Source organism: Dactylosporangium salmoneum, from assembly GCF_039532525.1.
Taxonomy (GTDB): Bacteria; Actinomycetota; Actinomycetes; order Mycobacteriales; family Micromonosporaceae; genus Dactylosporangium; species Dactylosporangium salmoneum.
Genome location: NZ_BAAARV010000018.1, coordinates 49,869 through 75,125, shown reverse-complemented (window position 1 = coordinate 75,125; position 25,257 = coordinate 49,869). Strand labels below are relative to the sequence as shown.

Annotated in this window: 25 protein-coding genes; 8 read left to right on the top strand and 17 right to left on the bottom strand. The window is 73.4% G+C overall.

Going from position 1 to position 25,257, the window contains the following annotated elements:
• Positions 1-323, bottom strand: a 323-nt coding sequence (locus ABD352_RS10200; RefSeq protein ID WP_344612020.1) for an ABATE domain-containing protein, incomplete at its 3' end; no start/stop codon positions are given.
• A gap of 85 nt (positions 324-408) precedes the next feature.
• On the opposite strand from ABD352_RS10200, the gene ABD352_RS10195 reads away from it, so the two are divergent.
• Entirely contained in the window at positions 409-1,968 is a 1,560-nt protein-coding gene (locus ABD352_RS10195; protein ID WP_344612019.1) for an aminotransferase class I/II-fold pyridoxal phosphate-dependent enzyme, read from the top strand.
• A gap of 62 nt (positions 1,969-2,030) precedes the next feature.
• On the opposite strand, the gene ABD352_RS10190 is transcribed toward ABD352_RS10195, so the two are convergent.
• On the bottom strand, positions 2,031-2,480 hold the full coding sequence (locus ABD352_RS10190; protein ID WP_344612018.1) for a GNAT family N-acetyltransferase: 450 nt from the start codon (positions 2,478-2,480) through the stop codon (positions 2,031-2,033).
• A 34-nt stretch (positions 2,481-2,514) separates the two neighbouring features.
• Between ABD352_RS10190 and ABD352_RS10185 the strand changes: the two genes are divergently transcribed.
• Complete coding sequence (locus tag ABD352_RS10185) at positions 2,515-2,826, top strand: hypothetical protein (RefSeq protein WP_344612017.1); 312 nt, start codon at positions 2,515-2,517, stop codon at positions 2,824-2,826.
• Here the strand turns inward: ABD352_RS10185 and trxA are convergent.
• On the bottom strand, positions 2,806-3,249 hold the full coding sequence (gene trxA, locus ABD352_RS10180; RefSeq protein ID WP_344612016.1) for a thioredoxin: 444 nt from the start codon (positions 3,247-3,249) through the stop codon (positions 2,806-2,808). The genes ABD352_RS10185 and trxA overlap by 21 nt on opposite strands.
• A gap of 43 nt (positions 3,250-3,292) precedes the next feature.
• Positions 3,293-4,339 carry a hypothetical protein gene (locus ABD352_RS10175; protein ID WP_344612015.1) on the bottom strand — a complete coding sequence of 349 codons (1,047 nt, stop codon included), beginning with the start codon at positions 4,337-4,339 and terminating at the stop codon, positions 3,293-3,295.
• 154 nt (positions 4,340-4,493) lie between these two features.
• On the opposite strand from ABD352_RS10175, the gene lexA reads away from it, so the two are divergent.
• Complete coding sequence (gene lexA, locus ABD352_RS10170; RefSeq protein ID WP_344612014.1) at positions 4,494-5,102, top strand: transcriptional repressor LexA; 609 nt, start codon at positions 4,494-4,496, stop codon at positions 5,100-5,102.
• Positions 5,103-5,159: 57 nt separating this feature from the next.
• Complete coding sequence (locus ABD352_RS10165) at positions 5,160-5,675, top strand: AMIN-like domain-containing (lipo)protein (RefSeq protein ID WP_344612013.1); 516 nt, start codon at positions 5,160-5,162, stop codon at positions 5,673-5,675.
• 58 nt (positions 5,676-5,733) lie between these two features.
• Here the strand turns inward: ABD352_RS10165 and ABD352_RS10160 are convergent, their stop codons facing one another.
• The 7 genes from ABD352_RS10160 to ABD352_RS10130 are packed head-to-tail and all read right to left on the bottom strand — an operon-like array spanning position 5,734 to position 17,339.
• Positions 5,734-8,166, bottom strand: coding sequence for a glycoside hydrolase family 127 protein (locus ABD352_RS10160; RefSeq protein WP_344612012.1), 2,433 nt, complete (start codon positions 8,164-8,166; stop codon positions 5,734-5,736).
• Positions 8,167-8,186: 20 nt separating this feature from the next.
• Entirely contained in the window at positions 8,187-8,966 is a 780-nt protein-coding gene (locus ABD352_RS10155) for a carbohydrate ABC transporter permease (protein WP_344612011.1), read from the bottom strand.
• A 3-nt stretch (positions 8,967-8,969) separates the two neighbouring features.
• Complete coding sequence (locus ABD352_RS10150) at positions 8,970-9,896, bottom strand: carbohydrate ABC transporter permease (RefSeq protein ID WP_344612010.1); 927 nt, start codon at positions 9,894-9,896, stop codon at positions 8,970-8,972.
• A gap of 7 nt (positions 9,897-9,903) precedes the next feature.
• Entirely contained in the window at positions 9,904-11,169 is a 1,266-nt protein-coding gene (locus ABD352_RS10145) for an ABC transporter substrate-binding protein (RefSeq protein ID WP_344612009.1), read from the bottom strand.
• Between the two features lie 29 nt (positions 11,170-11,198).
• Positions 11,199-12,218: a LacI family DNA-binding transcriptional regulator gene (locus ABD352_RS10140; RefSeq protein WP_344612008.1), complete on the bottom strand. Its 1,020-nt coding sequence runs from the start codon at positions 12,216-12,218 to the stop codon at positions 11,199-11,201.
• A gap of 4 nt (positions 12,219-12,222) precedes the next feature.
• Positions 12,223-15,522, bottom strand: coding sequence for a discoidin domain-containing protein (locus ABD352_RS10135; RefSeq protein WP_344612007.1), 3,300 nt, complete (start codon positions 15,520-15,522; stop codon positions 12,223-12,225).
• A gap of 14 nt (positions 15,523-15,536) precedes the next feature.
• Positions 15,537-17,339 carry a glycoside hydrolase family 127 protein gene (locus tag ABD352_RS10130; protein WP_344612006.1) on the bottom strand — a complete coding sequence of 601 codons (1,803 nt, stop codon included), beginning with the start codon at positions 17,337-17,339 and terminating at the stop codon, positions 15,537-15,539.
• A 139-nt stretch (positions 17,340-17,478) separates the two neighbouring features.
• Between ABD352_RS10130 and ABD352_RS10125 the strand changes: the two genes are divergently transcribed.
• Positions 17,479-18,489 carry a LacI family DNA-binding transcriptional regulator gene (locus ABD352_RS10125; RefSeq protein WP_344612005.1) on the top strand — a complete coding sequence of 337 codons (1,011 nt, stop codon included), beginning with the start codon at positions 17,479-17,481 and terminating at the stop codon, positions 18,487-18,489.
• A gap of 11 nt (positions 18,490-18,500) precedes the next feature.
• On the opposite strand, the gene ABD352_RS57560 is transcribed toward ABD352_RS10125, so the two are convergent.
• The 4 genes from ABD352_RS57560 to ABD352_RS10105 all read right to left on the bottom strand — a co-directional run bounded on the left by ABD352_RS57560 (position 18,501) and on the right by ABD352_RS10105 (position 21,737).
• Entirely contained in the window at positions 18,501-18,809 is a 309-nt protein-coding gene (locus ABD352_RS57560) for a methyl-accepting chemotaxis protein (RefSeq protein ID WP_425553514.1), read from the bottom strand.
• 196 nt (positions 18,810-19,005) lie between these two features.
• Positions 19,006-19,437 carry a DUF6069 family protein gene (locus tag ABD352_RS10115; protein ID WP_344612004.1) on the bottom strand — a complete coding sequence of 144 codons (432 nt, stop codon included), beginning with the start codon at positions 19,435-19,437 and terminating at the stop codon, positions 19,006-19,008.
• 225 nt (positions 19,438-19,662) lie between these two features.
• Positions 19,663-20,661, bottom strand: a complete 999-nt coding sequence (locus tag ABD352_RS10110; protein ID WP_344612003.1) for an RNA polymerase subunit sigma-70 — start codon at positions 20,659-20,661, stop codon at positions 19,663-19,665.
• A 224-nt stretch (positions 20,662-20,885) separates the two neighbouring features.
• The gene (locus tag ABD352_RS10105) at positions 20,886-21,737 is read right to left on the bottom strand and encodes a class I SAM-dependent methyltransferase (protein ID WP_344612002.1); all 852 of its coding nucleotides are present in this window, start codon (positions 21,735-21,737) and stop codon (positions 20,886-20,888) included.
• 47 nt (positions 21,738-21,784) lie between these two features.
• Between ABD352_RS10105 and ABD352_RS10100 the strand changes: the two genes are divergently transcribed.
• Positions 21,785-22,360, top strand: coding sequence for a helix-turn-helix domain-containing protein (locus ABD352_RS10100; RefSeq protein ID WP_344612001.1), 576 nt, complete (start codon positions 21,785-21,787; stop codon positions 22,358-22,360).
• Between the two features lies 1 nt (position 22,361).
• Here ABD352_RS10100 and ABD352_RS10095 read toward each other — a convergent pair whose 3' ends face one another.
• Complete coding sequence (locus ABD352_RS10095; protein WP_344612000.1) at positions 22,362-23,120, bottom strand: aminotransferase class IV; 759 nt, start codon at positions 23,118-23,120, stop codon at positions 22,362-22,364.
• A 131-nt stretch (positions 23,121-23,251) separates the two neighbouring features.
• On the opposite strand from ABD352_RS10095, the gene ABD352_RS10090 reads away from it, so the two are divergent.
• Complete coding sequence (locus ABD352_RS10090; RefSeq protein ID WP_344611999.1) at positions 23,252-23,935, top strand: TetR/AcrR family transcriptional regulator; 684 nt, start codon at positions 23,252-23,254, stop codon at positions 23,933-23,935.
• A gap of 10 nt (positions 23,936-23,945) precedes the next feature.
• On the opposite strand, the gene ABD352_RS10085 is transcribed toward ABD352_RS10090, so the two are convergent.
• A complete protein-coding gene (locus ABD352_RS10085; RefSeq protein ID WP_344611998.1) occupies positions 23,946-24,689 on the bottom strand; it encodes an SDR family oxidoreductase in 744 nt (247 codons plus the stop codon).
• A gap of 99 nt (positions 24,690-24,788) precedes the next feature.
• Here ABD352_RS10085 and ABD352_RS10080 point away from each other — a divergent pair, with 99 nt between their 5' ends.
• Positions 24,789-25,253 carry an RrF2 family transcriptional regulator gene (locus tag ABD352_RS10080; RefSeq protein ID WP_344612073.1) on the top strand — a complete coding sequence of 155 codons (465 nt, stop codon included), beginning with the start codon at positions 24,789-24,791 and terminating at the stop codon, positions 25,251-25,253.
• Positions 25,254-25,257 lie beyond the last annotated feature (4 nt).

Sequence of the window (25,257 nt, the reverse complement as noted above, 5' to 3'; positions counted from 1 at the left end):
GCGCGGCGGCGCACCCCGTCCGCGGTCAGCGCCGGGCGCGGTCCCGGCCGGGCGGCGGCCCGGTTGACCAGCCGCACGTCGGCGGCGCGGGGGCCGGGCGAGGCCGGGTGCAGCAGCCGGTACACCGCCTCGCGCAGCGCCCGCAGCTCGTCCAGCTCGGCCGGGCCGACCCGCGGCGGGGCGGACAGCAACCCGGCCGCCACCGCCCAGCGGGCCGCGTCGTCCGGTGTGGACAGCAGCTCCTCAGGCTCGGCGCTGCGCCGCCACTTCAGCGTCCCGGCGAAGTCCAGGGCGAGGTCCCCGCTGACGAACACGAACGTCACGTCACCACCTTGACAGGTGACGCGACCCCGGCGCAAGCTGCCCGCGTCACCGCTCGAACCGGTGACGGGAGCGGAGGCGCGACACATGATCACCGTCGAGGAGTACCTGGACGCGACCGGGCGGGCCCTGACCGGGATGGCCGGCATCGTCGCCGGGCTCGGCGACGAGCTGGCCAACACCCGGCCGCCCGTGCAGGGGGCCTCGTCGCCGTACGCGCTGCTGACGCACTGCCTGGGCGTGGCCGGGTACTGGGCCGGGGCGCTGGTGGCCGGGCGGGCCGTCGAGCGGGACCGCGACGCCGAGTTCACCAGTGCCGGGCCGGTGGCGCCGCTGCTCGAACGGGTCGACGCGGCCCGCCGGCAGCTGGCCGAGGACGCCCGCGGGGCCGACTTCGCCGGGCCGCTGCGGGCCGCACCGGACCCGGGCTTCCTCGGGCCGGCCGGCATCGCCACCCAGGGCGCGGCGCTGCTGCACGTCTACGAGGAGCTGACCCAGCACCACGGGCAGATGGAGATCCTGCGCGACCTGCTGCGGCCGCAGCGGCCCGTGGACACCGCGCGGCTGCGCTCGGGCACCGGCGTCAAGTGGGGCTCCCTCGGCCCGGACACGCTCGGCGCCTGGGTCGCCGACATGGACCTCGGGGTCGCCCCGCCGATCCGCCGGGCGCTGCTGGACGCCGTGGACCGGGAGGACTTCGGGTACCCGCACTGGCCGGCCGGCGACCCGGTCCCGGCCGCGTTCGAGGCCTGGATGGCCCGCCGGCACGGCTGGACCCCGGCCGGCGACCGGACCCGGGTCTTCACCGACGTGCTGCAGATCCTGCAGGTGACGCTCGAGCACGCGACCCGCCCGGGCGACGGGGTGGCGATCCACGTGCCGGCCTATCCCCCGTTCCTGGAGAGCATCCGGCGGGCCGGGCGGCGCATCGTCGCGCTGGCCCCGGACCGGGTGCCGGACACGGTCGACGCCCGGCTGCTCGTCCTGGTCAACCCGCACAACCCGACCGGCCGCGTGTTCCGCCGGGGCGAGCTGGAAGGGCTGCTGGCCCTCGCCGAGCGGCACGACCTGACGGTGCTCGCCGACGAGATCCACGCCGACCTCGTGTACGCGCCGCACGCCCACCTGCCGTTCGCCGCGCTCGGGCCGGAGGCGGCCCGCCGTACCGTCACGGCCACCTCGGCCACGAAGGCCTTCAACCTCGCCGGGCTGCGCTGCGCGGTCGCCCACGTCGGCCCCGCCGCGTTGCGCGCCAGCCTGGACGCGTTGCCCATCGACTACTTCGGCACCCCGAGCACGCTGTCGCGCCTCGCCACGGTGGCAGCCTGGCGGGACGGTGCGGCATGGCTGGAGCGGCTGCGGGCCACGCTCGCCGCGAACCGGGCGGCGGTGGCGGGCTGGGCGGCCGGGCTCGGCCTCGCGCACACCCCGCCGGAGGGCACCTACCTGGCCTGGCTCGGCGGCGTGCCCGGCCCCCTGCCGGCGCAGCGGCTGGAGCGCACCGCGCGGGTCCGGCTCAGCGAGGGGGCGGACTTCTCCCGCGGTACCGGCGTGGACACCGAAGGCTTCGTCCGGCTGAACTTCGCCACCGGCCCCGCCGTCCTGGCCGAGATCCTCGAGCGCCTGACGCCCGCGCTCGCCCGCTGAGGGACGGGGCGCCCGGGACCGGTGCCGTGGCCCGGGCGCGCCCTCACGTGACACTGTACGGTTCAGCCCGCTCCGAGGACACGACTCATCCAGATCGATTCCTCCGCGTCGAACCCGTGCCGCGCGTAGAAGGCCCGGACCCGGGCGTTGTGGGCCTCGGTCTCCAGGAACATCGCCGACGCCCCCGCCTCGGCCGCGGCCGCCACGACCCGGTCCAGCAGGGCGGCGCCCAGGCCCCGGCCCCGCTCGCGCACGTAAATCTCGTCGAGCAGCGCCTCCCGCCCGCCGGACTCGAGGCTCCACCCCCAGGTGAGCACGGCGTAGCCCGACGGCCGCGGCGCGCCGATCAGCCACACCTGGCCGTGCTCGTCGGAGGCCAGCAGCGGCCCGAGCGCCCGGGTCACCCGCGCCTCGTCGAACTCGTGCCGGTCGGCCGCGCAGAACTCCTCGACCAGCGGGAGCACGGCGGGCAGATCGGCCGGCTGGGCGCGGTACACCTGGGGCTCGGTCACGGCGACCGAATCTACCCGTGCGACACTGGGGCACGTGCCCGCGCCGCTCGTCGCCGTCGCGCTGGTCGCGCTCGGCTACGCCGCCCTGATCTGCGCGCACGCGCACGTCATCCGCCGCCACCGGGTGCGCGGCGCCTACGAGCCGCGGGCCGCGCTGTGGCTGGCCAGGCGATTCGGCCCGCTGCCGGAGCCGGCCGACGCCGGGGAGCGGCTGGCGCGCAGCGAGCGGCGGGCCACGCGGCGGCTCCTGCGCGGCGACGCCGACCCGGCGCAGTACCGGGCGGCGATGGCCCGGCTGGCCGCCCTGGAGTCCCAGGAGCGGCCGCTACGCGCCGCCCGCCGCTGAGCCGAGGGTCCGCTCGACCCAGGCGCGCAGCACGTTGGCGGGTGCCCCGCCCGCCTGCCGCGCCACCACCTTGCCGTCCCGCAGCATCATGAGCGTCGGCACGGCACGGACGCCGAAGCGCGCCTGGAGCCGCGGCGCCTCGTCCACGTTGACCTTGACCAGCTTGATCGACCCGACGAGCTCGCCCGCCACCCGCTCCAGGGCCGGCCCGACCGCCCGGCACGGCGCGCACCACGGCGCCCAGAGGTCGACCAGCACCGGCGTCGCCGAGCGCTCGGCCACGTGCCGGAACGTGCGGTCGTCGGCGTCGACGATCCACGCCACCGCCTCCTTGCACCGCCCGCACACGGGCCGGCCGGTCGCCGCGGCCGGCACCCGGTTGCGCTGCCCGCACTGCGCGCAGGCCACGATCCGCGAAGTCATGCCCGCTACGACGCCGGGCCGTCCCGGCGCATTCCCGACCGGCTCACGGTGCCGAGGCCTGGTGCAGGCGGCCCGGGTCGACGCCGAGCGCGACCGAGCGGCGGGCGATGGCGGCGCTCAGCGCGCTCGCGATCCCCGGCGGCTGGCCGAGCGACCGCAGCCGGATCAGCTCGCGCAGCGCCGGGATCGTGGTGAAGCGCTCCAGCGCGTACACGCAGGCGTGCGCGACGGCCTGGCTGCGCGGCCCGTGGCCGGGGACCTTCTCGCAGGCGTACTGCGCCAGCCGCCCCACCGCCGGCACGTCGTCCGGGTGCGGCACCGTCACGGCGAGCAGGTACAGCAGCCCGCGCAGCGCCCGGGCGTTGTGCGGGTCGGGCACCTGGTTCGGGTCCCGCCCGCCGTCGCGGCGCAGCTCGATCGTCCGCGGCGCCGGCACGAGCCCCAGCCACCGCCGGATCAGCGCCCGGCACTCCTCGCCGCCGAGCTCGGCGACGAGGTCCGCCCCGCGCCGGGCCCACCGCGGCGCGGGCCGCGCACCGGACGCCGTGAGGGCGTGTGCGAGCAGCTCGCCCGACGGTGCCTGCGCGGCCGCCGCCTCCGCCCACGGCTCGCCGACGTTGAGCGACCCGGCCTCCCGCTCCAGCCAGGGCCGGATGGGTGCCCACCGCGCGGGCGGGTGGTGCTTGGCGTGCTCGATGGCGGTGCGCCGCATGACGGCGACGAGCGCGGCGGGCGCTCCCCCGGCCTCCCGCTCGGCCACGTCGGCCAGCACGGCCAGCACGCGGGGCGGGCACGTCTCGCTCGCGGCGGCGACGCCGATGAGGTGCCGCCCCGCCCGCCACGACAGCGCGCCGGCCGGGATGTCGTCGGCCACCTCGACGAGCAGCGGACCGTCCGCGCCGCGCTCGATGAGGCGCAGGATGAGCGCGTGGCGGCGCGCCCCGGGCAGGGCCCGCACGTCGTCATCCACCAGCCCGAGCCGCACCATCTCGTCGGCGAGGGCGTCGTCGTCCGCGGCCGCGATCAGCTCCCGGACGCGTTCGAGACGCTCCCCTGACACACCCCGCGACAGCACCGGCTGGTCGAGCATGGCGGACAGCATAGACCGCCCCGCCGTGTCGTCACGACCCGAACAACCGGCCGCGGACGACCCGCCCGGCCGCGCGCGGCCACCGGCGGCGGGCCGTTGACACGCACGGGGAAGATTCGCACATACGATCGAAAATTTCCGGTATCGTACCCGCATGACCAGTCCGCGGCAGCAGAGCATTCTGGCGGTGATCCGCGAGTCGATCGAGCAGCGCGGGTATCCGCCGACCGTGCGCGAGATCGGCGCGGCCGTCGGCCTCGGCTCGCCCTCGTCGGTGGCGCACCACCTCAAGGCGATGGAGAGGGCCGGGCTGCTGCGCCGCGACGCGCACGGGCCGCGGGCCGTCGACATCCGCGGGCCCTATGACGGGCTCGCCGCCGGGGCCGACCCTGGGGTGCCGGTGCCGCTGGTCGGCACGATCGCCGCCGGTGGGCCGATCCTCGCCGAGCAGACGGCCGACGACGAGCTGACGCTGCCGAGCACCCTCGTGGGGCACGGCACGCTCTTCGCGCTGCACGTCAAGGGCGACTCGATGGTCGAGGCGGCGATCTGCGACGGCGACATCGTCGTGGTGCGCCAGCAGGAGGTCGCCGAGAACGGGGACATCGTGGCCGCGCTGCTGGACGGCGAGGCGACGGTGAAGGCGTACCGGCAGCGCGACGGGCACGTGGAGCTGGTCCCGCGCAACCCGCAGTACCAGGTGATTCCCGGCGACGGCGCCACGATCCTCGGCAAGGTGGTGTGCGTGCTGCGCCGGATGTAAACCGGGCGGCGGCCGCGCGCGTCTGTGGTGCACACCCGAACGGAAGGGAGCACCACGATGCGCCGAATCCTGCTCGCCGCGGCCGCCTGTGCCGCGCTGCTGGCTGTTCTGCCCGCGACCGCGAACGCCGCCGACCTGCCCGCCCCGACCAGCACCGCGCCCACCGCCGGCACCGCGTCCGGCGCCGGGCGGCCGGTCCTGACCGGGGTGCGCACCGGGCGCCACGACGGATACGACCGGGCCGTCTTCGACTTCACCGGGGGCACGCCCGCCTACCGGGTCGAGTACGGCACCCTGATCGAACAGGGCCGCGGCGGCGCCGTCCCGGTCGCCGGGGCCTCCACCCTGCTCGTCACGTTCGCCGGCCTCGACACCCCGGCCGTGGACCTCACCCGCGTCTACGACCCGCAGCTGCCGGGGCTGCGCCAGATCCGCTCCGGCGGGTACTTCGAGGGCCGCGCCTCGTTCGGCCTGGGCCTCGACGCCCACGGCGGCTTCCGGGTGCTCGTCCTGCACGACCCGGACCGCATCGCCGTGGACGTCGCCCAGCAGTCCGCCCCCGGGTGCGGCTGAGCGCGCAGGGGCCGGTCGCTTCCGGGTCCGCCCCCGGAAGCGACCGGCCCCGGGCGTCTCAGGTGCCGGAGGTGAAGAAGCCGGACACCTCCGAGGCGGACAGCGCCCGGCTGTAGAGCCGGACGCTGTCGAGGGCGCCGGTGAGGTACGGATCGGCGTACTGCGAGCGCCCGAGCCAGTTCTGCGTGGTGTTGCCGAGGCTGCCCGGCCCCAGCGTCAGCGCGCTGTTGCGGGCCACCTCGGCCCCGTTGACGTACAGGATGCCCAGGTTCCCGCTGCGGGTGACCGCCACGTGCGTCCACGCCCCGGCCGGCAGGGCGGCCGGCGCGTCGATGCGCTGCTCGCCGCCCGAGCCGCCGGTGGTGATGGCGAAGCGGGCGGTGCCGCCGCTGGAGCGCGGGGTGAGGAACATGTTGACGCCGGTGCCGGTGCCGAAGTCGAACACCCGCGCCCACGTGACGAGGGAGTCGATGCGCACCCACAGGGCGATGGAGAAGGCGCTCGCCCCGTTGAGGATGCCGGCCGGCAGGGAGACGTAGCCGTTGCTGCCGTTGAGGCTGACCGCGCTGCCGGAGCGCCCGGTGGTGTACCCGGCGTTGACGAGCGTGGCGGTCTTGCCGTTGCCGGTGGCGTCGGTCGCGGCGCCGTCGAACGGGTAGTAGGCGACGAACGCCGGTAGCGGCTGCGTGGCGGTGACGGACCAGTAGACGGAGTACCGCTGGCCGTGCACCTTGTAGAACGGCTGGAGGGTCACGCCGCTGGCGGTGTACTGCAGCGGCGTGGCCGTGGCCGTGAGCGTGGCCGGGTCGAGCACCGGCAGCGCGGTGAGGTTGTTCGTCCCGAACAGCCCACCGAGGACGATCGGGCCGACCTTGACCGCCTGCACGGTGCTGTTGTCGTTGGCGGGCTCGCGGGTCAGGGCCATCGGCAGGGTCAGCTCGACGGTGTCGCCGGAGGCCCAGGTCCGCGCGATCGTGGCGTAGGTGCCGGGCTGCGGCGCGGCCTGGGCGGTCCCGTTGACCTTCAGCTGGGCGCCGGTGGCCCAGGCCGGCACGCGCACCTTCACCGTGAACGTCCCGGCGCCGGTGACGGTCAGCTTCGTCGCGCCGGCGTCGGGGAACGTGGTGTCCTGCCGGATCGTGACGCCCCGCGCGGACCAGGTGAGCACGGACGGGATGAACAGGTTGACGTACAGCGTCGAGCCGCCGTCGTGGAAGTAGATCGTGTCGCCGTACTTGGTGTTGCTCTCCATCCCGGTGCCGTGGCAGCACACGAAGCTGTTGTAGTCGTTGCTGTACGTCTTGATCCCGCCCGCCCGCAGCGGCACGTAGTAGCACTGGAACCCGTGGGTGGAGCTCGGGTCCTGGGAGGCGAGCGTGTGGTTGTACAGCGCCTTCTCGTAGAAGTCCATGTAGTCGGCGCGGGCCGGGTTGGTCAGGAACAGCTGCCGGGTCAGCTTGAGCATGTTGTACGTGTTGCAGCACTCGGCGGTGGTGTCCGACAGCTCCGAGGCGATGCGGTCCGGGGCCTTGAAGTACTCGCCGTTGGAGTTGCCGCCGATCGCGTACGTGTGGTGGCCGGTGACGATGTCCCAGAAGTTCACGGCGATGTCGCGGTAGCGGGTCGTGCCGGTCGCGTGGTACTCCCGGAGCGCGCCGATGATCTTCGGGATCTGCGTGTTGGCGTGGTAGTTGTTCAGGCTGTCCACTCCTGCGGCCAGCGGGTCGAAGATCTCGGCGTGGTCGAAGTACTGCGCGGTCGCGAGATGATTCGCGTCGCCGGTGACCTGGTACAGGTTCGTCAGCACCTCGTTCATGCCGCCGAACTCGGTGTCGAGCATGTTCTGCCGCTGGGTGAGGGTGAGCCGGTCGTTGCGGAACTTGACCCAGGCGGCCATGCCGGTGAGCACGGTCAGCGCCTGCGCGTTGCCGGCGAGCAGGTACATGTCGAGCAGCCCGGCCATGATCTTGTGCAGGGTGTAGTACGGCGCCCAGACCGACTGCCGCGTCTCCACCCGGTCGATGAAGCTCTCCGGGAACGCGCTGAGGTAGCCGGTGTTGTAGCCCGCGGTGGCGGCCCGGGCCTGGCACTGGGCGAGGACGGTGACGAGCTGGTCGCCCTTGGTCTTGAACGCGGTGTTGGCGGTGCTCGCGTAGGCCTGGGCGAGGGCGCTGAGCAGGTGGCCGGTGGAGTGCCCGCGCAGCTCGGTGGTCGGCGACTCCCAGCCGCCGCATGGGGTGGCGGAGGAGGCGAGGCCGACGTTGAGCCGGAACGTGTGCAGCATCCGGTCGTTGTCGAGGAACAGCAGGTACGACTGGGTCCGGCCGGCGTTGGCGGTGAACGGGCTGGTCAGCAGCTGCACGGCGGTGAGCGGGAAGGCGTAGGCGGAGACGCCGGTGTCGGGGCGGGCGGCGGCCGCGACCGAAACGTCGAGGAAGGGGACGATTCCCCCGGCCAGGGACGTTGCGAGCAGGGTGCGGCGGGTGGGCATGGGTCCTCCCGGGAGGGGTGTCAGCCGCGCAGGGCGCCGGACATGAAGCCGCGGACGTAGCTGCGCTGCAGGATGAGGAACAGCACCAGGCAGGGCACCGCCATGAAGGTCACGCCGGCCTCCAGCGCGGCGTAGTCGATGGCCCCGAAGCTGGCGGTGCGCATGTTCACCACGGCGAGCATCATGGTGAACTTGCTGGTCGAGTTGAGCAGGATCAGCGGGGCGAAGAACTCGCTCCACGAGGTGAGGAACGCGAACAGGCCGACGGTGACGAGCCCGGGCCGCACGGCGGGCAGCATGACCCGCACGAGGGCGCCGAAGCTGGTGCAGCCGTCGATGAGCGCGGACTCCTCGAGCTCCTTGGGCACGGCCTCGAACGAGTTGCGCATCATGAAGATGGAGAACGGCAGCTGGAACATGGCCAGCACGAGGCTCAGCCCGATGAGGGAGTCCTGCAGGCCGAGCCAGCCGAGCAGCACGTAGAGGGCGATGAGCACGGTGGCGTACGGCACCATGAGGATCGCGAGGGTCAGCAGGAACAGCGCCTCCTTGCCAGGGAAGGAGAACCGTCCGAAGGCGTAGCCGCCCAGCGTGCTCACCACCAGCGTGACGGCGACGGTGAGGGCGCTGACGGCGATGCTGTTGAACACGTGCTCGGCCCGGATGCCGTTGTCGGCGGTGAACAGCCGGGCGTAGTTGGACAGCCCGAAGCCCGTGGGGGTGCGCACGGAGGCGAAGGCGCTCCAGGCGAGGGGGAACAGGAACAGCACGGCCAGCGCCGCGCCGGTGATGCGGCGCATGTTTCAGCCCCTCCTGCGCAGCACGGCGAGCTGCACCACGTTGACCACGACGAGCCCGGCGAGCAGCAGGACCGAGACGGCCGCGGCCGAGCCGAGGTCGAGCTCGATGAACGCCTTGCGGTAGATGAGCATCACCAGCGACGTGGTCGAGTTGTCCGGTCCGCCGCGGGTGAGGATCCAGAACTGGTCGAAGGCCAGCAGCGAGCCGGTGACCATCATGGTGAGGACCAGGGCGATGGTGGGGCGCATCAGCGGCACCGTGATGCGGCGGAACAGCTGCCAGCGCGTGGCGCCGTCGAGGCGGGCCGCCTCGTACACCTCCACCGGGATCGCCTGCAGGCCGGTGAGCAGGATGAGCATGTTGAAGCCGGCGAAGCGCCACAGCACCAGCCCGACCGCCGAGCCCAGCGCGCTGCCGGGGCTGCCGCTGGTCCAGGAGACGTATCCGTGCAGCAGCCCGAGGGATTCGAGGATCCGGTTGACCGGGCCGATCTCGTCGCTGAGCAGGCCCAGGAACAGCAGGGAGGCGCTGGCGAAGCCGACCCCGGCCGGGATGAAGTACGCGGTGCGCAGCAGCCCGATCCCCCGGCCCGGGTGCTGCACGAGCAGGGCCAGGCCGAAGGAGAGGGCGAAGAGCAGGATCGTGACGATGACGGTGTACTTCAGGGTGAACCACACCGCGGTGCCCAGCAGCTCGTCGTCGGCGAGGCCGGCGTAGTTCTCGGGCGCGTTGAGCTCGGGCACCCCGAGCAGCGGCCAGTGGTGCAGCGACATCCAGGCCACCAGCCCGAGCGGGACCAGGAAGAACAGGCCGACCATGAACGCGGTCGGGGCGGCGTAGAGCGCGCCGGCCCACTGCCGCGTCCGGCGGCGCCGGGGCCGTGCGGCCGGCGGTGCCACCGCCGGCCGCGCGGGGACGAGCAGGGTCATCGGTTCCCTATTTCTTCAGCGAGGCGGTGAGCGCGGTGGCGCCGTCGTCGAGGGACTTCTTGGCGTCGCCGAACAGCGCGCCCCGGAACGCGGTCACCCACGGGCTCTGCGGGTCGTTGTAGGTGGCGTTGAAGTTCTTCGCGTACGGCGTGCGGCCCTTGGCCATGAGATTGTTGATGGTGACGATCCGCGGGTCGGCGGAGGAGTACTTGTTGGCGGCCAGGTCGGTGCGCACCGGCACGCCCTTGTTCTTGGCCACAACCTCGACCTGGGCCTCGTCGCCGAGGGTCCAGGCCAGGAAGTCCCACGCCTCGGCGGCGTGCTTGCTGGTGGCGCCGATGCCGATCGCGTCGCCGCCGACGAAGGTCGACTCACCCCCGTCGATGCCACTGATCGGGGCGACGCCGAGCTTGAACGTGGCCTTCTCCTCGATGAGGCCCAGCCACGCCGACGGGGCCGGCGCGATGCCGATCTTGCCGCTCTGCAGGGCGCCGAGCCAGGTCGGGCCGGCCTCGTCCTTCGACGCCGGCGCGGCCACGCCCTCGTCGTAGAGCTTGCGGTACAGCGCGAAGACGTCGGCCATCGCCTTGCCGTTGACGGTGCTCTCGGTGCCCTCGGCGTTCATCACGTCGCCGCCGGACGCCCACACCGACGGCCACAGGGTGAACACGTTGCAGCCGCCGCAGTTGCCGCCGAAGTACGTGCCGTTGACGTCGCCGCCGAGCTTGTCCACGGCGCGGGCGTCGGCGGCGAACTCGGTGAGGCTCTTCGGCGGCTTCTCCGGGTCGAGGCCGGCCTTGGTGAAGAGGTCCTTGTTGTACAACATCACCGACATGTCGATGGTGTGCGGCACCGCGTAGTTCTTCTTGTTCCACGTGCCGTTGCGCACGTGGGCGGGGGCGACCTTGTCCTTGACCGGCAGGGCGTTGAACCGGTCGGTGATGTCCAGCCACAGGCCCTGGGAGGCGTACTGCGGCGCGAACACCACGTCGGAGGCGAACAGGTCGGGCAGGGCCCGGGCGCCGGCGGCGGAGGCGAGCTTGGCCGGGTACTCCTCGTTCGGGTACGCGGTGACCTGGACCTGGTTCTTGTGGGTGGCGTTGTACGCGGCGGCGTAGGCCTTGGACACGGACTCGGTGGCGGCCCGGGTCCACAGGGTGAGGGTGGCGCCGCTGTCGCCGTTGCCCGCGGCGGCCGGGGCCTTGTCGTCGCCGCAGGCGGCGGCGCCGAGCACTAACGCGGCAGCGGCGATGCTGCACATCCAGCGTCTCACTGGGGTTCCTTCCGTGGTTGTGAGCGTTCTCATTCTGGGGGTGTGCCGGTGGAGTTGCGAATGATCAACTGCGGTGCGGTGGTGTACTGGCCGCCGAGCCGGTCGCCGGTGGCGATCTGGTCGACGAGCAGGTCGAGGCTGCGCCGGCCGAGCTCGGCGAAGTCCTGGCGGACGGTGGTGAGCGGCGGCAGCAGGTAGGGCGCCTCGGGCACGTCGTCGAAGCCGACGACGCTGACGTCGCGGGGCACGGACCGGCCGGCCTCGTGCGCGGCCCGCAGCAGCCCGATGGCGGTCTGGTCGTTGGCACAGAACACGGCGGTGACGCCGGGCCGGGCCATGAGCTCCCGGCCGGCGGCGTACCCGGCGGCGGCGCTCCAGTCCCCCGCCAGCGGCGGCGGGGCGGGCCGGCCGGCGGCGTCGAGCGCGGCGCGCCACCCGGCCAGGCGGTCGCGGGCCTCGGGCCAGTCGGCCGGCTCGGCGACGTGGTGCACGGTCCGGTGGCCCAGCCGCAGCAGGTACCCGGTCGCGAGGCCCGCGCCGGCGGCGTTGTCGACGGAGACGGTGGGGCCCTCGTCGGGCTCGCCGGCGCCGATGCCGAGCACGACGACCGGCACGTCCAGCGGTTCGCGGCGCAGGGCCGTGCGCGCGGCGGCGACGGGGGCGAGCGTGACGATGCCCTCGACGGCCTGCTCGCGCAGGCGCCGCACGGCGTCGCGGACCTGTGGCACGTCGGGCTCCCGGGCGCTGGCGATGCTGACGAAGTAGCCGGCCTCCCGGGCCGCCCGCTCGATGGCGTGAACCATGAACGAGGGCCCGAAGAGGGTGGTGTCGAAGGTGACGAGGCCGATGGTGCGGGAACGGTTGGTGACCAGGGTCCGGGCCGCGACGTTGAGCTGGTAGCCCAGCGCCCGCATCGCCGCCAGGACCCTGGCCCGGGTCTGCGCCCGCACGTTCGGGTGGTCGTTGACGACCCGCGAGACGGTCTGGTGGGAGACCCCGGCGAGGCTGGCGACGTCCCGCATCGCCGGTGGTCTCCGCACGGCCGTCATGGGCTCAGCCGAAGGCCTTGACCTCGAGCAGCCCCACCGAGGCGGTGCCGGTCGCGGTCAGCTGGACCCGCAGCCGGGTCGTCGAGGTCGCGGTGAACGTGACGGTGTTGTAGGCGTTCTTCGTGAGGGTGTAGCCGCTCGCGCCGGGCACGTCGGCGTAGGCGGAGCCGTTCCAGTACTGCAACTTCCACGCCGAGGGCATGTCGATGCCCTGCTCGTCGTCGAAGAAGTACACCTGCGCCTTGCTCAGGGTCTGTGCGCTCCCCCACTGCAGCTCGGCCCACTGGGTGCCGGTCTGCGGCCAGGTGCCCCAGCGGCTGCCGTCGCCCGACGCGCCGCTGTTGGAGCTGGCCGGCTCGTCGCCGTTGTTGATGGCGGCGCAGCTCTCCCACGACGACGTGTAGGAGCACACGGGGCTGGCCGAGAGCGCGAGGTTGGTCACCGGCGGGGGCTGGCTGCCGCCGCGGTTGTACACCTTGATCTCCGTCAGCCCGGTCTTGGCGCCCGAGGCGTTGGTGGCCAGGACCCGCACCCGCTGCGCGCTGACGGCCGGGAAGGTGACCAGGTTGTAGTTGGCGACCGGTGAGCCCGGGCTCTTCGCCTGGCTCGGCACGCTCACCCAGGCGCTGCCGTTGTAGTACTGGATGTCGTAGGCCGACGGCGCCCGGTACGTGGTGGAGGCCGGGCGGCTGTCCTTGAAGTACAGCCGGATCTCGTTGAGGGTCCTGGCCTGGCCGAAGTTGACCTCGAACCAGTCCTGGGCGTTCGGGGAGCCGCCGGCGCCCCAGAACGGCTCGTTGGTCGGGAAGCCGTCGACGGCGCCGCCGGTGGACGTGCCGGAGCCGGTGTAGGAGGCGGAGACGGCCGCGCCGGTGGCGAGGTTCGTCGGCGGGGTGGTGGCGTCGTCGACGCCGGCCTTGGCCATGATGTCGACGACCCGGGCGTCGGTCTGCACGACCTGGGCGGGGGCCTGCAGCCCGGCGTAGGCCTGGCTGTAGGCGACGGTGCCGGTGGTGGTGACGGTGCCGGTGGCGGGGTCCCAGGTGAACGGCACGAGCGAGTTCACGGTGGCGACGCGGGTGCCGTTGACGAAGATGGAGTACCCCTGCGGCACGCCCGGGTAGCGGGTCACGCCGTCGGCCGGGTCGTCCCACACGATGGTCAGGTCGGCGTTGCGGTACCGCAGGTTGTTGACGGTGAAGTGGTCCCAGCCGATGTTGATCGGCGACAGCTCGACCTTCGCGTCGCCGCGCGGCCGCAGCCCGGCGACGTCCTCGATGAGCGTCCAGTTGCTGCTGCCGAGGATGTTGTGGTGAATCCAGGACCGGTACGTGATCGACGAGCCGTTCCAGTTGGCCCAGAACTCGTTGGCGTCCGGGTAGGCGGTGTTGCCGCCGACGTACTGCGCCCAGGCGTTCCAGTACAGCAGCTTCTTGTACCAGTCGTTCGTGATCCACGAGTTCGGGTAGTTGCGCAGCACGGAGCTGAGCAGCCGGAACTGCACGGTGGAGTTGATGGTGGAGAAGTTGTTGCTGCCGGTGCCCGAGGCCGCCTTGTCCGCCTGGTCCGCGGTGTAGAACGGGAAGATCGGGTACTGGGCCGGGTCGTCGAACAGCCGCAGCGCCTGCTTGTAGGTGGTGGTGTTCGGGATGGCGCCGACCGCGAACGGGTAGTAGATGTTGATCTCTTTCCACGGGTTGAACGCCCCGTCGGAGACCATGCGGTTCTCGAACAGCTGGTGGCTGGGGTTCCACAGCACGTTGACGATCGCGGCGCCGATCTGGTCGGCGAGGGCGTTCATCTCGGTGGCCTTGGCGGTGTTCCCGGCGGCGGCGTAGGCCTGGGCCGCGGCCCGGGCGCCGCTGTACTGGTAGGCGGACTCGCCGCGGTCCATGTTGCCGGCCCGCCAGTGGAACGACACGGCGTCGGCGTCGTTGCCGGTCATGGCGCCCCAGTTGTACTCGATGAGCTTGTTGTTGTTCGTGTCGTAGGTGGCGAGCTGGCCCTTGACGTCGCCCTCGGCGTACTTGGCGAGGCTGGCCGCGAGGGCCGGCTGGCCGCCGTGGATCTGGTAGCTGCGCCAGGCGGCCTCGGCGATGTACTGCGTGTAGCTGTTCGACCAGTTCTCCGGGTCGCCGGGGTTGTCGACGAACCGCCCGCCCTTGGACACCTGCCCGACGGAGAGCCAGTCGCCGTACGCGTACAGCGGCGTGCGCAGGTACTTGAGGTCGTCGATGTGCATGGGCTGGGTGAGCGCGATGGCGTTGTTGTAGCCGAGGGCGCCCTCGACGGAGGTCGGGAACTGGTACGTCTGCCCGGGGATGTTCGCGTCGAGGTTGTTGAACCGCATGAGCCACCAGCGGTAGTAGTAGTTCTTCGTCAGCGCCGGCTCGGGCGAGTCGAAGAACGGGATGTTGTCGGCCCACCACTTGTTGTAGGCGCGCACGTGGGTGGCGAACGCGGTGGCGTTGCTGTACCCGGCGTAGGCCGCGTAGTCGGTCGCCGACTCCGGGATCTCCCCGGCGATGAAGCCCATGACGACCTTCGCGGTGGCGGTCGCCCCGGCCGCGATCGTGATGGACCGGTTGAGCCCGCCGGAGGAGACCGCGAACCCGTCCCCGGTCAGCTTCGTGGTCAGCGTGGTGAGGCCGTTCTTCACGCCGGTGGAGCCGGTCAGCTCGCTGCCGCTGCCGCTGGTCGCGTACGGCGACGTGGCCCGCAGCGTGATGGTCGTCGAGGCCGAACCGCTGTTGGTGATCGACAGGTTCGTCACGGCGGCGTTGTTGTTCGTGATGAACTTCTGCTGGGTGATGGACACCGAGCCGCTGGTGAAGACGCTCCTGGCGTAGCTGGGGGCCTGCCAGCGCTGCGCGGTCTGCTCGGTGAACGTGCCGGGGCTCGCGGCGATGGTGTAGGCGTTGGCGTCGCTGATGCTCTCCCAGTAGGCGACGTGCCCGCCGAAGCCGAGCACCGACGGGTTGTACGTCTTCATGAACACCGCGCGGCCGCGGGTCATGAGGATCGGCCCGTCGGCGTCGGCCGGGTCGCTGCCGCCGGAGCGGGCCAGGAGCCGGTCGACCCAGAAGTCGGTGCCGCCGGCCTCGGCGTTGTAGATGGTCTGCATCATGTTGCCGGTGGTGTAGCCGACGGGCGCGGCCGGGACGGCCGGGCCGGTGAACGTGGGATAGCCGATGGTCTGGGCCGCCTGCGCGCTGCTGGCGGGCAGCGTCACGGCGGCGAGGGAGGTGGTCAGGGCGGTCGTCAACGCGATTGCCAGCCTGGACTTCCAGCGGGGGTGTGGCATCGCGTCACCTCCATTCAGGACGGGATGGTGGGCAGCCAGACGCGCATGGTGGACGGGCCACGGCGGGCCCAGCGGTGATAGGGCACGAGCGGCACCACGACGGGTTCGGGGCGCTCGGGTGTTTCCGGGTTTCGGCGGTACGGCCAGTCGCGCTCGGCGGGCCGCAGGGTGCGGCCCTTCACGGCGCCGGCCTCGGGGGCGACGGCGGTGTCGACCTGCACCTCGTCGAGGGCGACGCCGTCCTCCTGGTCGACGGACTCGGCGCACATGACGAGCGGCCCGACCTCGACCGCGGCGCAGCCCCGCACGGCGTCGACCCGCGGGTCCGGGAACGTCCACCGTGGACGCAGCGGCAGGTCGAGCCGGATCTGCTCGCCGGGGGCGAAGACGCGCCGCTCGACGTGGCTCCCGCCGCCGGCCCACGCCGGGATGCGCAGCGTGACGGTCCGCGGCTGCGGCGGCGCCTCCAGGACGGTGACGGTGACGTCGCCGGCGTCGGGGTAGCCGGTGGCGACCTCGAGGCGCAGGCCGGCGGCGTCGAGGCGCATCGGGGCGTACTGCAGCAGCTGCACCCCTTCGTCGTCCTCCGTGGCCACGTAGGTGCCCAGGGAGGCGACGAGGCGGGCGGTGTTGGTCAGGCAGCACGACACCTCGAACCAGGGTGCGCGCTGCCCGCCGCCGAAGCGCAGCTGCTCGTGCCCGGCCGGCGCTAGCTCGGCCGGGGTGCGCTGGTGCAGCGTGTGCGCGTAGAAGAAGGCGCGGCCGTCGTCGGCGACCGCGGCGGCGATGACGTTGTGCAGGACCCGCTCGGCGACGTCGCCGTACGTCAGGTCACCCGTGGCCAGCAGCAGCCGGTGGGCGAGCATGACGGTGGCGACGGCGGCGCAGGTCTCGGAGTAGGACCGGTCGGGCGGCAGGGCGAAGTCCTCGCCGAAGGATTCGTCGAGGTGGCGGGAGCCGACGCCGCCGGTGAGGTAGGTGCGCCGGGCCAGGGTCCGGGCGAACTGGGACCGCACGGCGCCGAGCAGCTCGTCGTCGCCGGTCTCCACGGCGACGTCGACGGCGCCGCAGGCCAGGTAGAGGGCGCGCACCGCGTGCCCGGCGAACACCCGGGCCTTCCGCAGCGGGGTGTCGTCCTGGAAGTACCGCCACCCGAACTCGTGCTCGGGCAGGCTGCGCTGCCCGCGGCGGGCGACGAACGCGGCCGCCTGGGCGAGGTAGCGCTCCTGCCCGGTGACCCGGTACAGCTCGACGAGGGCCGTCTCCACGCCGGGGTGACCGCAGAAGCCGCGCTCGGCGAACTGCGCGCAGGCGTGGTCGGCCGCCCCGCGGGCCACGTCGAGCAGCTGCGGTGCGACGCCGGTGCGGGCGGCGGCGACCCCGGCCTGCAGCAGGTGCCCGGCGCAGTAGAGCTCGTGGCCGAAGTTGAGGTCGCTGTACCGCGGCGGCTGCCCGTCCCGGCCGAAGCCGGTGTGCAGGTAGCCGTCGCTCTCCTGGGCCCCGCCGGCGAGCGCGGCGAGGTCCTCGGCGAGGGCCCGGTGGCCGGCGCCGCCGGGGCGGGCGGTCTCCCAGGCGAGCGCCTCGGTCAGCTTGTACACCTCGGAGTCGGAGAACTCCCGCCCGCGCCGCCGCGGGGTGGCGAGCGGTTCGCGGAAGTTGCCGGTCCAGCCGAGCCGGTCGAGCCATGCCGCGCAGTGCTCGATGGTCGCGGTGCCGTTGACCGCCTGCCGCCGCGCCCAGAACCCGCCGGTGATCTGCACCTGGTGCAGCCCGACGGCCCGCAGCGGCCCGCGCGAAGGCGCGAGAGGTCCCTTCACAGCCCCACCTTCCGAAGGTGCTTGAAAACCTTTTCGGGAATGGTGGCAGTGAGATTTAACCCTGTCAACGCTGTGACAGTTGTGACGGGCTTCGTTCTTCGGCTAAGCTCTGCCGAAACTTTTCGAGAGGATGGGGCCGGTGGCGAGGAAACGCGGGCAGGTCACCCTCACCGACGTGGCAAAACTGGCCGGGGTGTCGATCGCGACGGCGTCGAAAGCGCTGAACTCCCGCGACGAGGTGGCACCGGCGACCCGCCTGCGGGTCCAGCAGGCCGCCGAGGAACTTTCGTTCCAGCCCAACGTCCTGGCCCGCGGCCTGATCTCGGGCCACACCCGCACGGTCGGGCTGCTCACCGACGAGCTGTCGGCGGCCCGCTTCGCCATCCCGGTGCTGCTCGGCGCCGAGAACGCCCTGGGCAACGAGCAGATGAGCGTGCTGCTGTGCGACGCCCGCGGCGACGCGATCCGCCGCCGCCACTACATCCGCACCCTGCTGGCCCGGCAGGTCGACGGCTTCATCATCCTCGGCGACGCCAACGACGTGCGCCCGTCGCTGACCCGCGACATCCCGGTCCCGGTCGTCTACGCCTACTGCGAGTCCGACGACCCGGCGGACCTGTCGGTGATCGCCGACGACGCCGGCGGCGCCCGCCTGGCCGCCGAGCACCTCGTCGGCCTGGGCCGCCGCCGCATCGCCCACATCACCGGCAACCCCGGCTACCGGGCCGCGCGGGACCGCGCGTCCGCGCTGCGGGAGGTCCTCGACACCGCCGGCCTGCCGCTGGTCGGCGAGGCGATGTTCGGCGAGTGGTCGCAGCGCTGGGGCCGCCACGCCACCGCCCGGCTACTGGCCGCTCACCCCGACGTCGACGCGATCTTCTGCGGCAACGACCAGATCGCCAGCGGCGCGGCCGAGGCGCTGCGGGAGTCGGGCCGCGCCGTGCCCGGCGACGTGGCACTGGTCGGCTACGACAACTGGGAGGTCTTCGCCACCGAGTGCCGGCCGCCCCTGACCACGGTCGACCTGAACCTCGAGCAGCTCGGCGCGACCGCCGTCGAGCACCTGTTCGCGGTCCTGGACGGCAACGCACACTCCGGCGTGATCCGCCAGCCCGGCCGCCTGGTCGTGCGCGAGTCGACCGTGCCGTGAGCCGGCCGCGCTCAGAACACCTCGATCGCCTCGCCGGCCGAGGACTGGGCGGCGGCGTCCTCGGCGACGTCGAAGCCGCTGTCGTCGGACAACACGGCGTCGAGCCGGCCGGTCAGGTCGGCGATGCTGGACCCGATCCCGCTGGCCGCCGCGCGGGAGCGCTCGGCGAGCTTGCGGACCTCGTCGGCGACGACGGCGAAGCCGCGGCCCGCCTCGCCGGCCCGCACCGCCTCGATCATGGCGTTGAGGGCGCGGGCCGCGGGTGCGCCGCCGGGGTCGGCGGACCCGCCGATCGGCTCACGGATGCGGGCGATGAGCACGCAGGTTGGCCAGCCCTTCCAGGCTGGGCGGGCCCAGCGGCACCTTGCCGATGTGGACGGTGCCCGACCGTGCTCCTCAGCCTTCTCCAACCTCCCACATCACAACCAGCGCTCCCTGCCCCGCCGGCGGGCGGCGAGCGCGTCCTGGCGCGACGTGAAGCGGACTTGCGCCGAGCGTTGTGCCGTTGCGGCATTGTCAGCCGGTACGGGTGCGGAGGCTCCGCGCCAGGGTGGGGATCATCACCGTCGCGGGGACGAGGTGCAGCCCGATGAGGGCGGCGGTGGTGGCGGCGCTCGCCCCGGAGAGGAGGGGCGGGACCAACGAGATCACGGTCAGCGACACTGCCGTCCACACGAACCGCCCGGCGGGGCGTGCGCTCCAACGAAGCAGTGCGACCGCGATGCCGATGCCCACGACCGAGAAGAAGCCGGTCACCACGGCGAACCCGGGCAACGGGATCGTCTCGCCACCATCGGGGACCTCGAAGTCGACGCCGACGGCCCGGGCGAGCGCCGCGGCGAGGGTGGTGGCCACCATCGCCGCGAGCGTGGCAACGAGGCCGATGCCGGCGAGCCCGCGGAGCCGCCGGGTGCGGCTGGTCCGGCCCGATGCCGCCATGCTGTTCATGTCGTTCCTCCGTCGTTCGGCAATTGGCGTACGGGTGTGTTGCCTGGCATGTGACGGTCCTGGCCCTGGGCATGACGATGCGCGCCCTCACCGTGCGACGGCCGGGGTTGCGCGGGGCGCGGACGCCGCGACACGCCGTCACGGTGTGCGACGAGCAGCCCGAGGTCGTACCGGCTGATCGCGTCGGGACCGCTCGCGCCGCCGCGCGGCGCGAGCGTCCCGGGACTACTCCGTGCCGTCCGCCGGCAGGCGCTGCGGCAGCCCGAGCCGCGGGAACTGGTCGTCGTGGAACGTGACGATCTCGGTGATCGCCCCGCCGGCGACGCGCAGGACGTCGATCGTCAGCGGCAGGTACGCGCCCTCCCGCTCCTGCCACACGTAGAAGGCGACGGCGGGCTGCCGGTTCACGGCGGTGCGGACGGCGCGCAGGTGCTGCATGCCCTCGAAGCCGCTCTCGACCCAGTCGTTCACCACCGCCTCGCGGCCGACGTGCAGGCCCGGCGTGGGCGGCATCGAGCAGCGGACGTCGTCCCGCAGCAGTGCGGCGAGCCGCTGGATGTCCGTGGCCAGGCTGGCGTCGGTGTAGCGGCGCACCAGCTCGCGCGTCCCGGGGTCCTCCTCGCCGCCGGTCCAGTCCTGCCGCTCGGCGGGCAAGTGCTCCCGCATGCCGGCGCGGGCCCGCTGCAGCGCGCTGTTCACGGAGTTGACGGAGTCGCCGAGGAGCCCCGCGACGTCCTTCGCCGGCCAGCCGAGCACGTCGCGCAGGATCAGCACGGCCCGCGGGCGCGGCGCGAGGTGCTGGACCGCGACCAGGTACGCCAGCTCGATCGTCTCCCGCGCGACGGCGACGGTCTCCGGCTCGTCCGCGTCGCCCGCGGGCAGCTCGTCGAGCAGCCGGTCCGGGTAGGGCTGCAGCCACAGCACCTCGCCGCCGGTCGCAGGCTCCGGGCGGCACTTGGCGAGCAGGTCCAGGCAGGCGTTGGTGGCGATCCGGTACAGCCAGGCCCGCAACGTCGAGCGCCCCTCGAAGGTCTCCCGCCGCCGCCAGGCACGCAGGAACGTCTCCTGCACGGTGTCCTCGGCGTCCTCGAAGGACCCGAGCATCCGGTAGCAGTGCACGTGCAGCTCCCGCCGGTGCCGCTGCGCCAGCCCCGAGAACGCCTGCTCGTCGACCTCGCCCAGACCGCTCACGCCCAGCTCCTCCAGCCGCGTGCCCGCACCCATCGCGTCATCCTTCCGCCTCGTCGCGTCCCGTCGTAGGTATGACGGGTGCGGGCGCGACAACTCATCACCAGGGTCGGTCGGCCTGGACGCACGGGCACCACCTGGGCAGATGCGGCGCCCGAGGGGATTCGAACCTCGGCGCTCGCTCATCGGCTGTGGCTGGGCCCGGTTGAGCGAGCGCCGAGGACGACCCGCCGGCCCGCCGGACGGGCGGGCGTGGCTCGTCAGGACGGGCGGCCGGCGATCCAGCCGAGGCGCTCGGCCCGCACGACCAGGTCGGTGCGGTGCAGTACCGAGGCGGGGTGGCGCTCGTCGAGCAGCGCGTCGAGGGCGGCCAGGTCGTCCGCGTCCAGGTCGCCGGCGAGGCCCTGGCGGGTGCGGGTGAAGGAGGCGTGGGCGTAGCGGCCGGCCGCGGCCGGCGGCGCGGTCAGCTCGGCGGTGAACCGGCGCTCGGCCCGGACCTCGAGCCCGGCCGCGGCGAGGGTGGCGGGCCAGTCGCCGCCGAGGTGGGGCATATCGGTGGCCCGGTGCCGGGTCATGATCGCGGCCAGGCGCCGCTCCAAGCCGGGGCGGCCCACGCCCTGGTCCTCGGGCAGGAAGCTCGGGAACGTGTCGAGCTCGAACAGGGCGAACACCCCGCCGCCGGTCAGCGCCTCCCCGGCGGCCCGCAGCACGGCGACCGGGTCGGCCATGTGGTGCATCGAGTTGGTCGCCCACACCAGCTCCGCCGGACCCACCTCGGCCGGCCAGCCGTCGTCGAGGTCGGCGACGACGGTGCGCACCCGGTCCGCCAGTCCCAGCCGGGCCGCGTGCCCGGCCAGGCGGTGCAGCATCTGCGGGGACCCGTCGACGGCCACGGCGGTGGCCGCGGGAAACCGGGTGAGCAGCCGCACGGTGCCGGCCCCGGTGCCGGCGCCCAGGTCGACGATCCGCTTCGGGTCACCGGCGTGCTCGCCGACCCAGGCGACGATGCCGGCGTGGAAGTCGCCGAGGACCTCCGCGTCGAGGTCCAGCAGCTCGGCGAGGTCGTCGCCGTGGTGGTGCTCGGGGTGGTGATGCTCATGGTGGGTGTGCATGCCCCCACTGTAGGCAAGCCTTGCGGCGATCGCATAGTATCTTGCGTATGACGCAAGGGGATGGAGATCTCGACGCGCTGGTCCGCAAGCGCATCCGGGGCCTGCGCGCGGCCCTCGGCATGTCCCTGGACGACCTCGCGGCCGCCTGCTACATCAGCCCGTCGACGCTCAGCCGGATCGAGACCGGGCACCGGCGGATCAGCCTCGACCAGCTCACCGCCATCGCCCGGGCGCTCGGCACGACCCTCGACGCCCTCGTCGAGTCCGCCGACGCCGACGTCGTGATCCGGCCCCGGCACGAGCCCGAGCGTGGCGTGACCACGTGGACGCTGCGCCACGAGGCCGGCCCGGGTGGCACCACGGTGGCGAAGATGCGCATCGAGCGGCCGGTGCCGGGCCCGGACGACCTGCGCGCCCACCCCGGCTGGGAGTGGTTCACGGTGCTGTCCGGCACGATCGCGCTGCGCCTCGGCGAGCGGCTCATCCTGGTCGAGACCGGCGAGGCCGCCGAGTTCTCCACCATGGTCCCGCACGCGTTCGGCGCCCACGAGGGCCCCGCCGAACTGCTCGGCATCTTCGACCACGACGGCCGGCGCACCCACCTGCGCCGCCTGCCGGAGTAGCTCAGATCGCGTCCCACGGGATCCCGGCCTCGGCGGCGGCCAGCATCGACATGAGGTCCGGGTCCGGCGGGTACGACACGTCGTCGACGCGGCCGACCGGCGTGATGCCGATCGAGTTGCACACGAACGCCGACCGGAACGACGGCAGGTCGCCCAGCAGCACCGGCGCCCGGCGGGACGGCAGCAGCGGGGCAAGCAGCAGCATCGCGATGCCGGGCAGGTGCGGGGCGGCCGGCCAGGTCACCGCCGCGCCGTCGAAGAAGCCGATGTTGGCGATCGCCGTCTCCTCGACCGCGCCGGTGTGGTCGGTGAGCAGGGCGTCGTCGAAGCCCTCGGCGGCCGCGCGGCGGCGGTGGTACACCTGGCCGAAGCCGCCCACGTGCTTCAGGTGCGCGGCCGGCCGCTCGTAGCGCACCGAGCGCAGGGCCAGGGGCCCGGCGGGCGGCACCGACGGCGGGCGGACCATCACCATGATCATGAGGTCGTCCGGCTGGTACACGTACACGCGCACCGCACAGTCCGGCACCCCGCGGATCGCGTGGACGATCCGCGCCCGCACCAGCGAAGGGTCGAGGTCCGCGGCGAACAGCTCGCGGGCCGTCGCCGACAGCCGGGACAGGTGCAGGTCCAGGCCGCGGACCCGGCCGCCGCGGACCTGCATGGCGGTGAAGTGGCCGTCGCCGGACAGCAACGGGCCGTACAACTGCTGGACCTCGGGCTCCCGGCCGTCGATCTCCAACCGGATCGGTGCACTGCTCACGCTCGCCACCATAGTGGCGGCGAACGCGGGCAGTTGACCGGCGCACATCACGCAAGGCATCCTAGGAAACTAGGTCATAGGCCTGGATGCGCGGCGCCGTCGCCCCGGCGGCCGTCTTCTACGATCACGTGATGAGTCCCCGCCGCGAGCCCGTGAGCCGCCGCGACCGCCCCGCGAAGCCCCCGCTGAGCCGGGCCGCGCTGGTCGGCGCGGCCCTGCGGATCATGCGCGACGAGGGCCTGGAGCGGGTCACGATGCGCCGGCTGGCCGCGGAGCTGGACACCGGCCCGGCGGCGCTGTACGTGTACGTGCGCAACGCCGCCGAACTGCACGGCGCCCTGCTCGACGCGCTGCTGGCCGACCTGCCCCTGCCCGGCCCCGGCACGCCCTCGCGGTGGCGCGACGACCTGGTCGAGCTGCTCTGCGCCTACACGTCGCTGCTCATCGGCCATCCGAGCCTGGCCCGCTCGGTGCTCCTGCTGCGCCCGTACGGCCCGAACTTCCTGCGCCTCTTCGACACCCTGCTGGGCCTGCTGCGGGCGGGCGGCGTCCGGCCCCGCCCGGCCGCCTGGGGCGTCGACCTGTTGCTGCAGCACGCCACGGCCACGGCCGCCGAGCAGGGCACCCGCTCCGCCGACGCCGCCACGGAGGCCGCGGAGGAGCAGGCCCTGGCGACCGCGATCGCCGAGGCCGACGCCGCCGCCTACCCGCAGATCGCCCACGCCCGCGACGAGCTGCTCTCCGGCCCGGGCGAGGAGCGGCTGCGCTGGTCCCTCACGGCCATGATCGACGGCATCGCCGGAAGCCGGGCCTGACCGCGCACACTCAGCGGGCGGCGAGCCAGTCCGCGTAGTGCGTCGGGGCGATCCGGCCGCCGGGGCCGGCGATCAGCGGGTCGCCGTCCACCCCGCCGCCGAAGTAGGTGGCCGCCGGGTCGCCCACGACGCGGCGCGGGTCGGAGGTGGCCTCCAGGTAGCGCCGGACGAAGTCGTCCAGCCGGATGACGTCCGGGCCGGCCAGGTCGAGGATGCCGTTGCGGGGCGGGGACACGGCCAGGTCTGCCAGGGCCGCGGCCACGTCGTCGGCGGCGATGGGCTGGGTCGGGGTCGGGACCAGGCGGACGGTGTCGCCCTCCGTCGCGGCCGCCGCGATGCCCTCGGCGAACTCGAAGAACTGCGTGGCGCGCACGATCGTGAAGGGGACACCGCCGGCGGCGACGACCTCCTCCTGGGCGACCTTGGCCTCAAGGTACGGGCTGCCGGGGGCCTTGTCGGCGCCGACGATCGACAGGACCAGGTGGTGGGTCACGCCGGCCTTCCTGGCCGCGGCCAGCTGGTTGGCGGTGGCGGTGCGGAAGAAGTGCTGCAGCGCGCCGGCCGAGGTCGGTGGCGTGTTGGTCACGTCCACCGTCACGTCGGCGCCGGACACGGCGTCGTCCAGGCCCTCGCCGGTCAGGGCGTCGACGCCCAGGCCGCGGGAGGCGGCGACCGCCTCGTGGCCGGACGCACGCAGCAGCGTCACCAGCTTCGCGCCGATCTGGCCGGTGCCGCCGAACACCACGATCTTCATCGTTCCCCCAGTGCAACTCGGATAACTTTTGTCCGGGACTTACGCCGCCAGCCTACTCGGACAACTGCTGTCCGAGTCAAGTAGGATGTGATCGTGAAGATGTCCGGCGGCGTGGAGTGGGCGCTGCACTGCTGCGTGGCGCTGACCGTCGCCCGCTCACCGGCGTCCGCGGCCAGGCTCGCCGAGATGCACGACGTGTCGGCCAGCTACCTGGCCAAGCAGCTGCAGAGCCTCGCGCGGGCCGGGCTGGTGCACTCGGTGCAGGGCCACGCCGGCGGGTACGAGCTGACCCGCGACCCCGCCCTCATCACCGTCCTCGACGTGGTGGAGGCGGTGGACGGGGCACGGCCCGCGTTCACCTGCACCGAGGTCCGGCAGCGGGGACCGCTCGCCGCCGCGCCCGAGCGGTGCCTCTCCCCCTGCTCGATCCACGCCGCCATGACGGCCGCCGACGAGGCGTGGCGGGCCGCCCTCCGCGGGGTGAGCATCGCCGACCTCACCAGGAACGTCACCGTCAAGACCGGGCCGGACACCCTGCGAAGGATCGCCGACTGGCTGGGCTGACCGG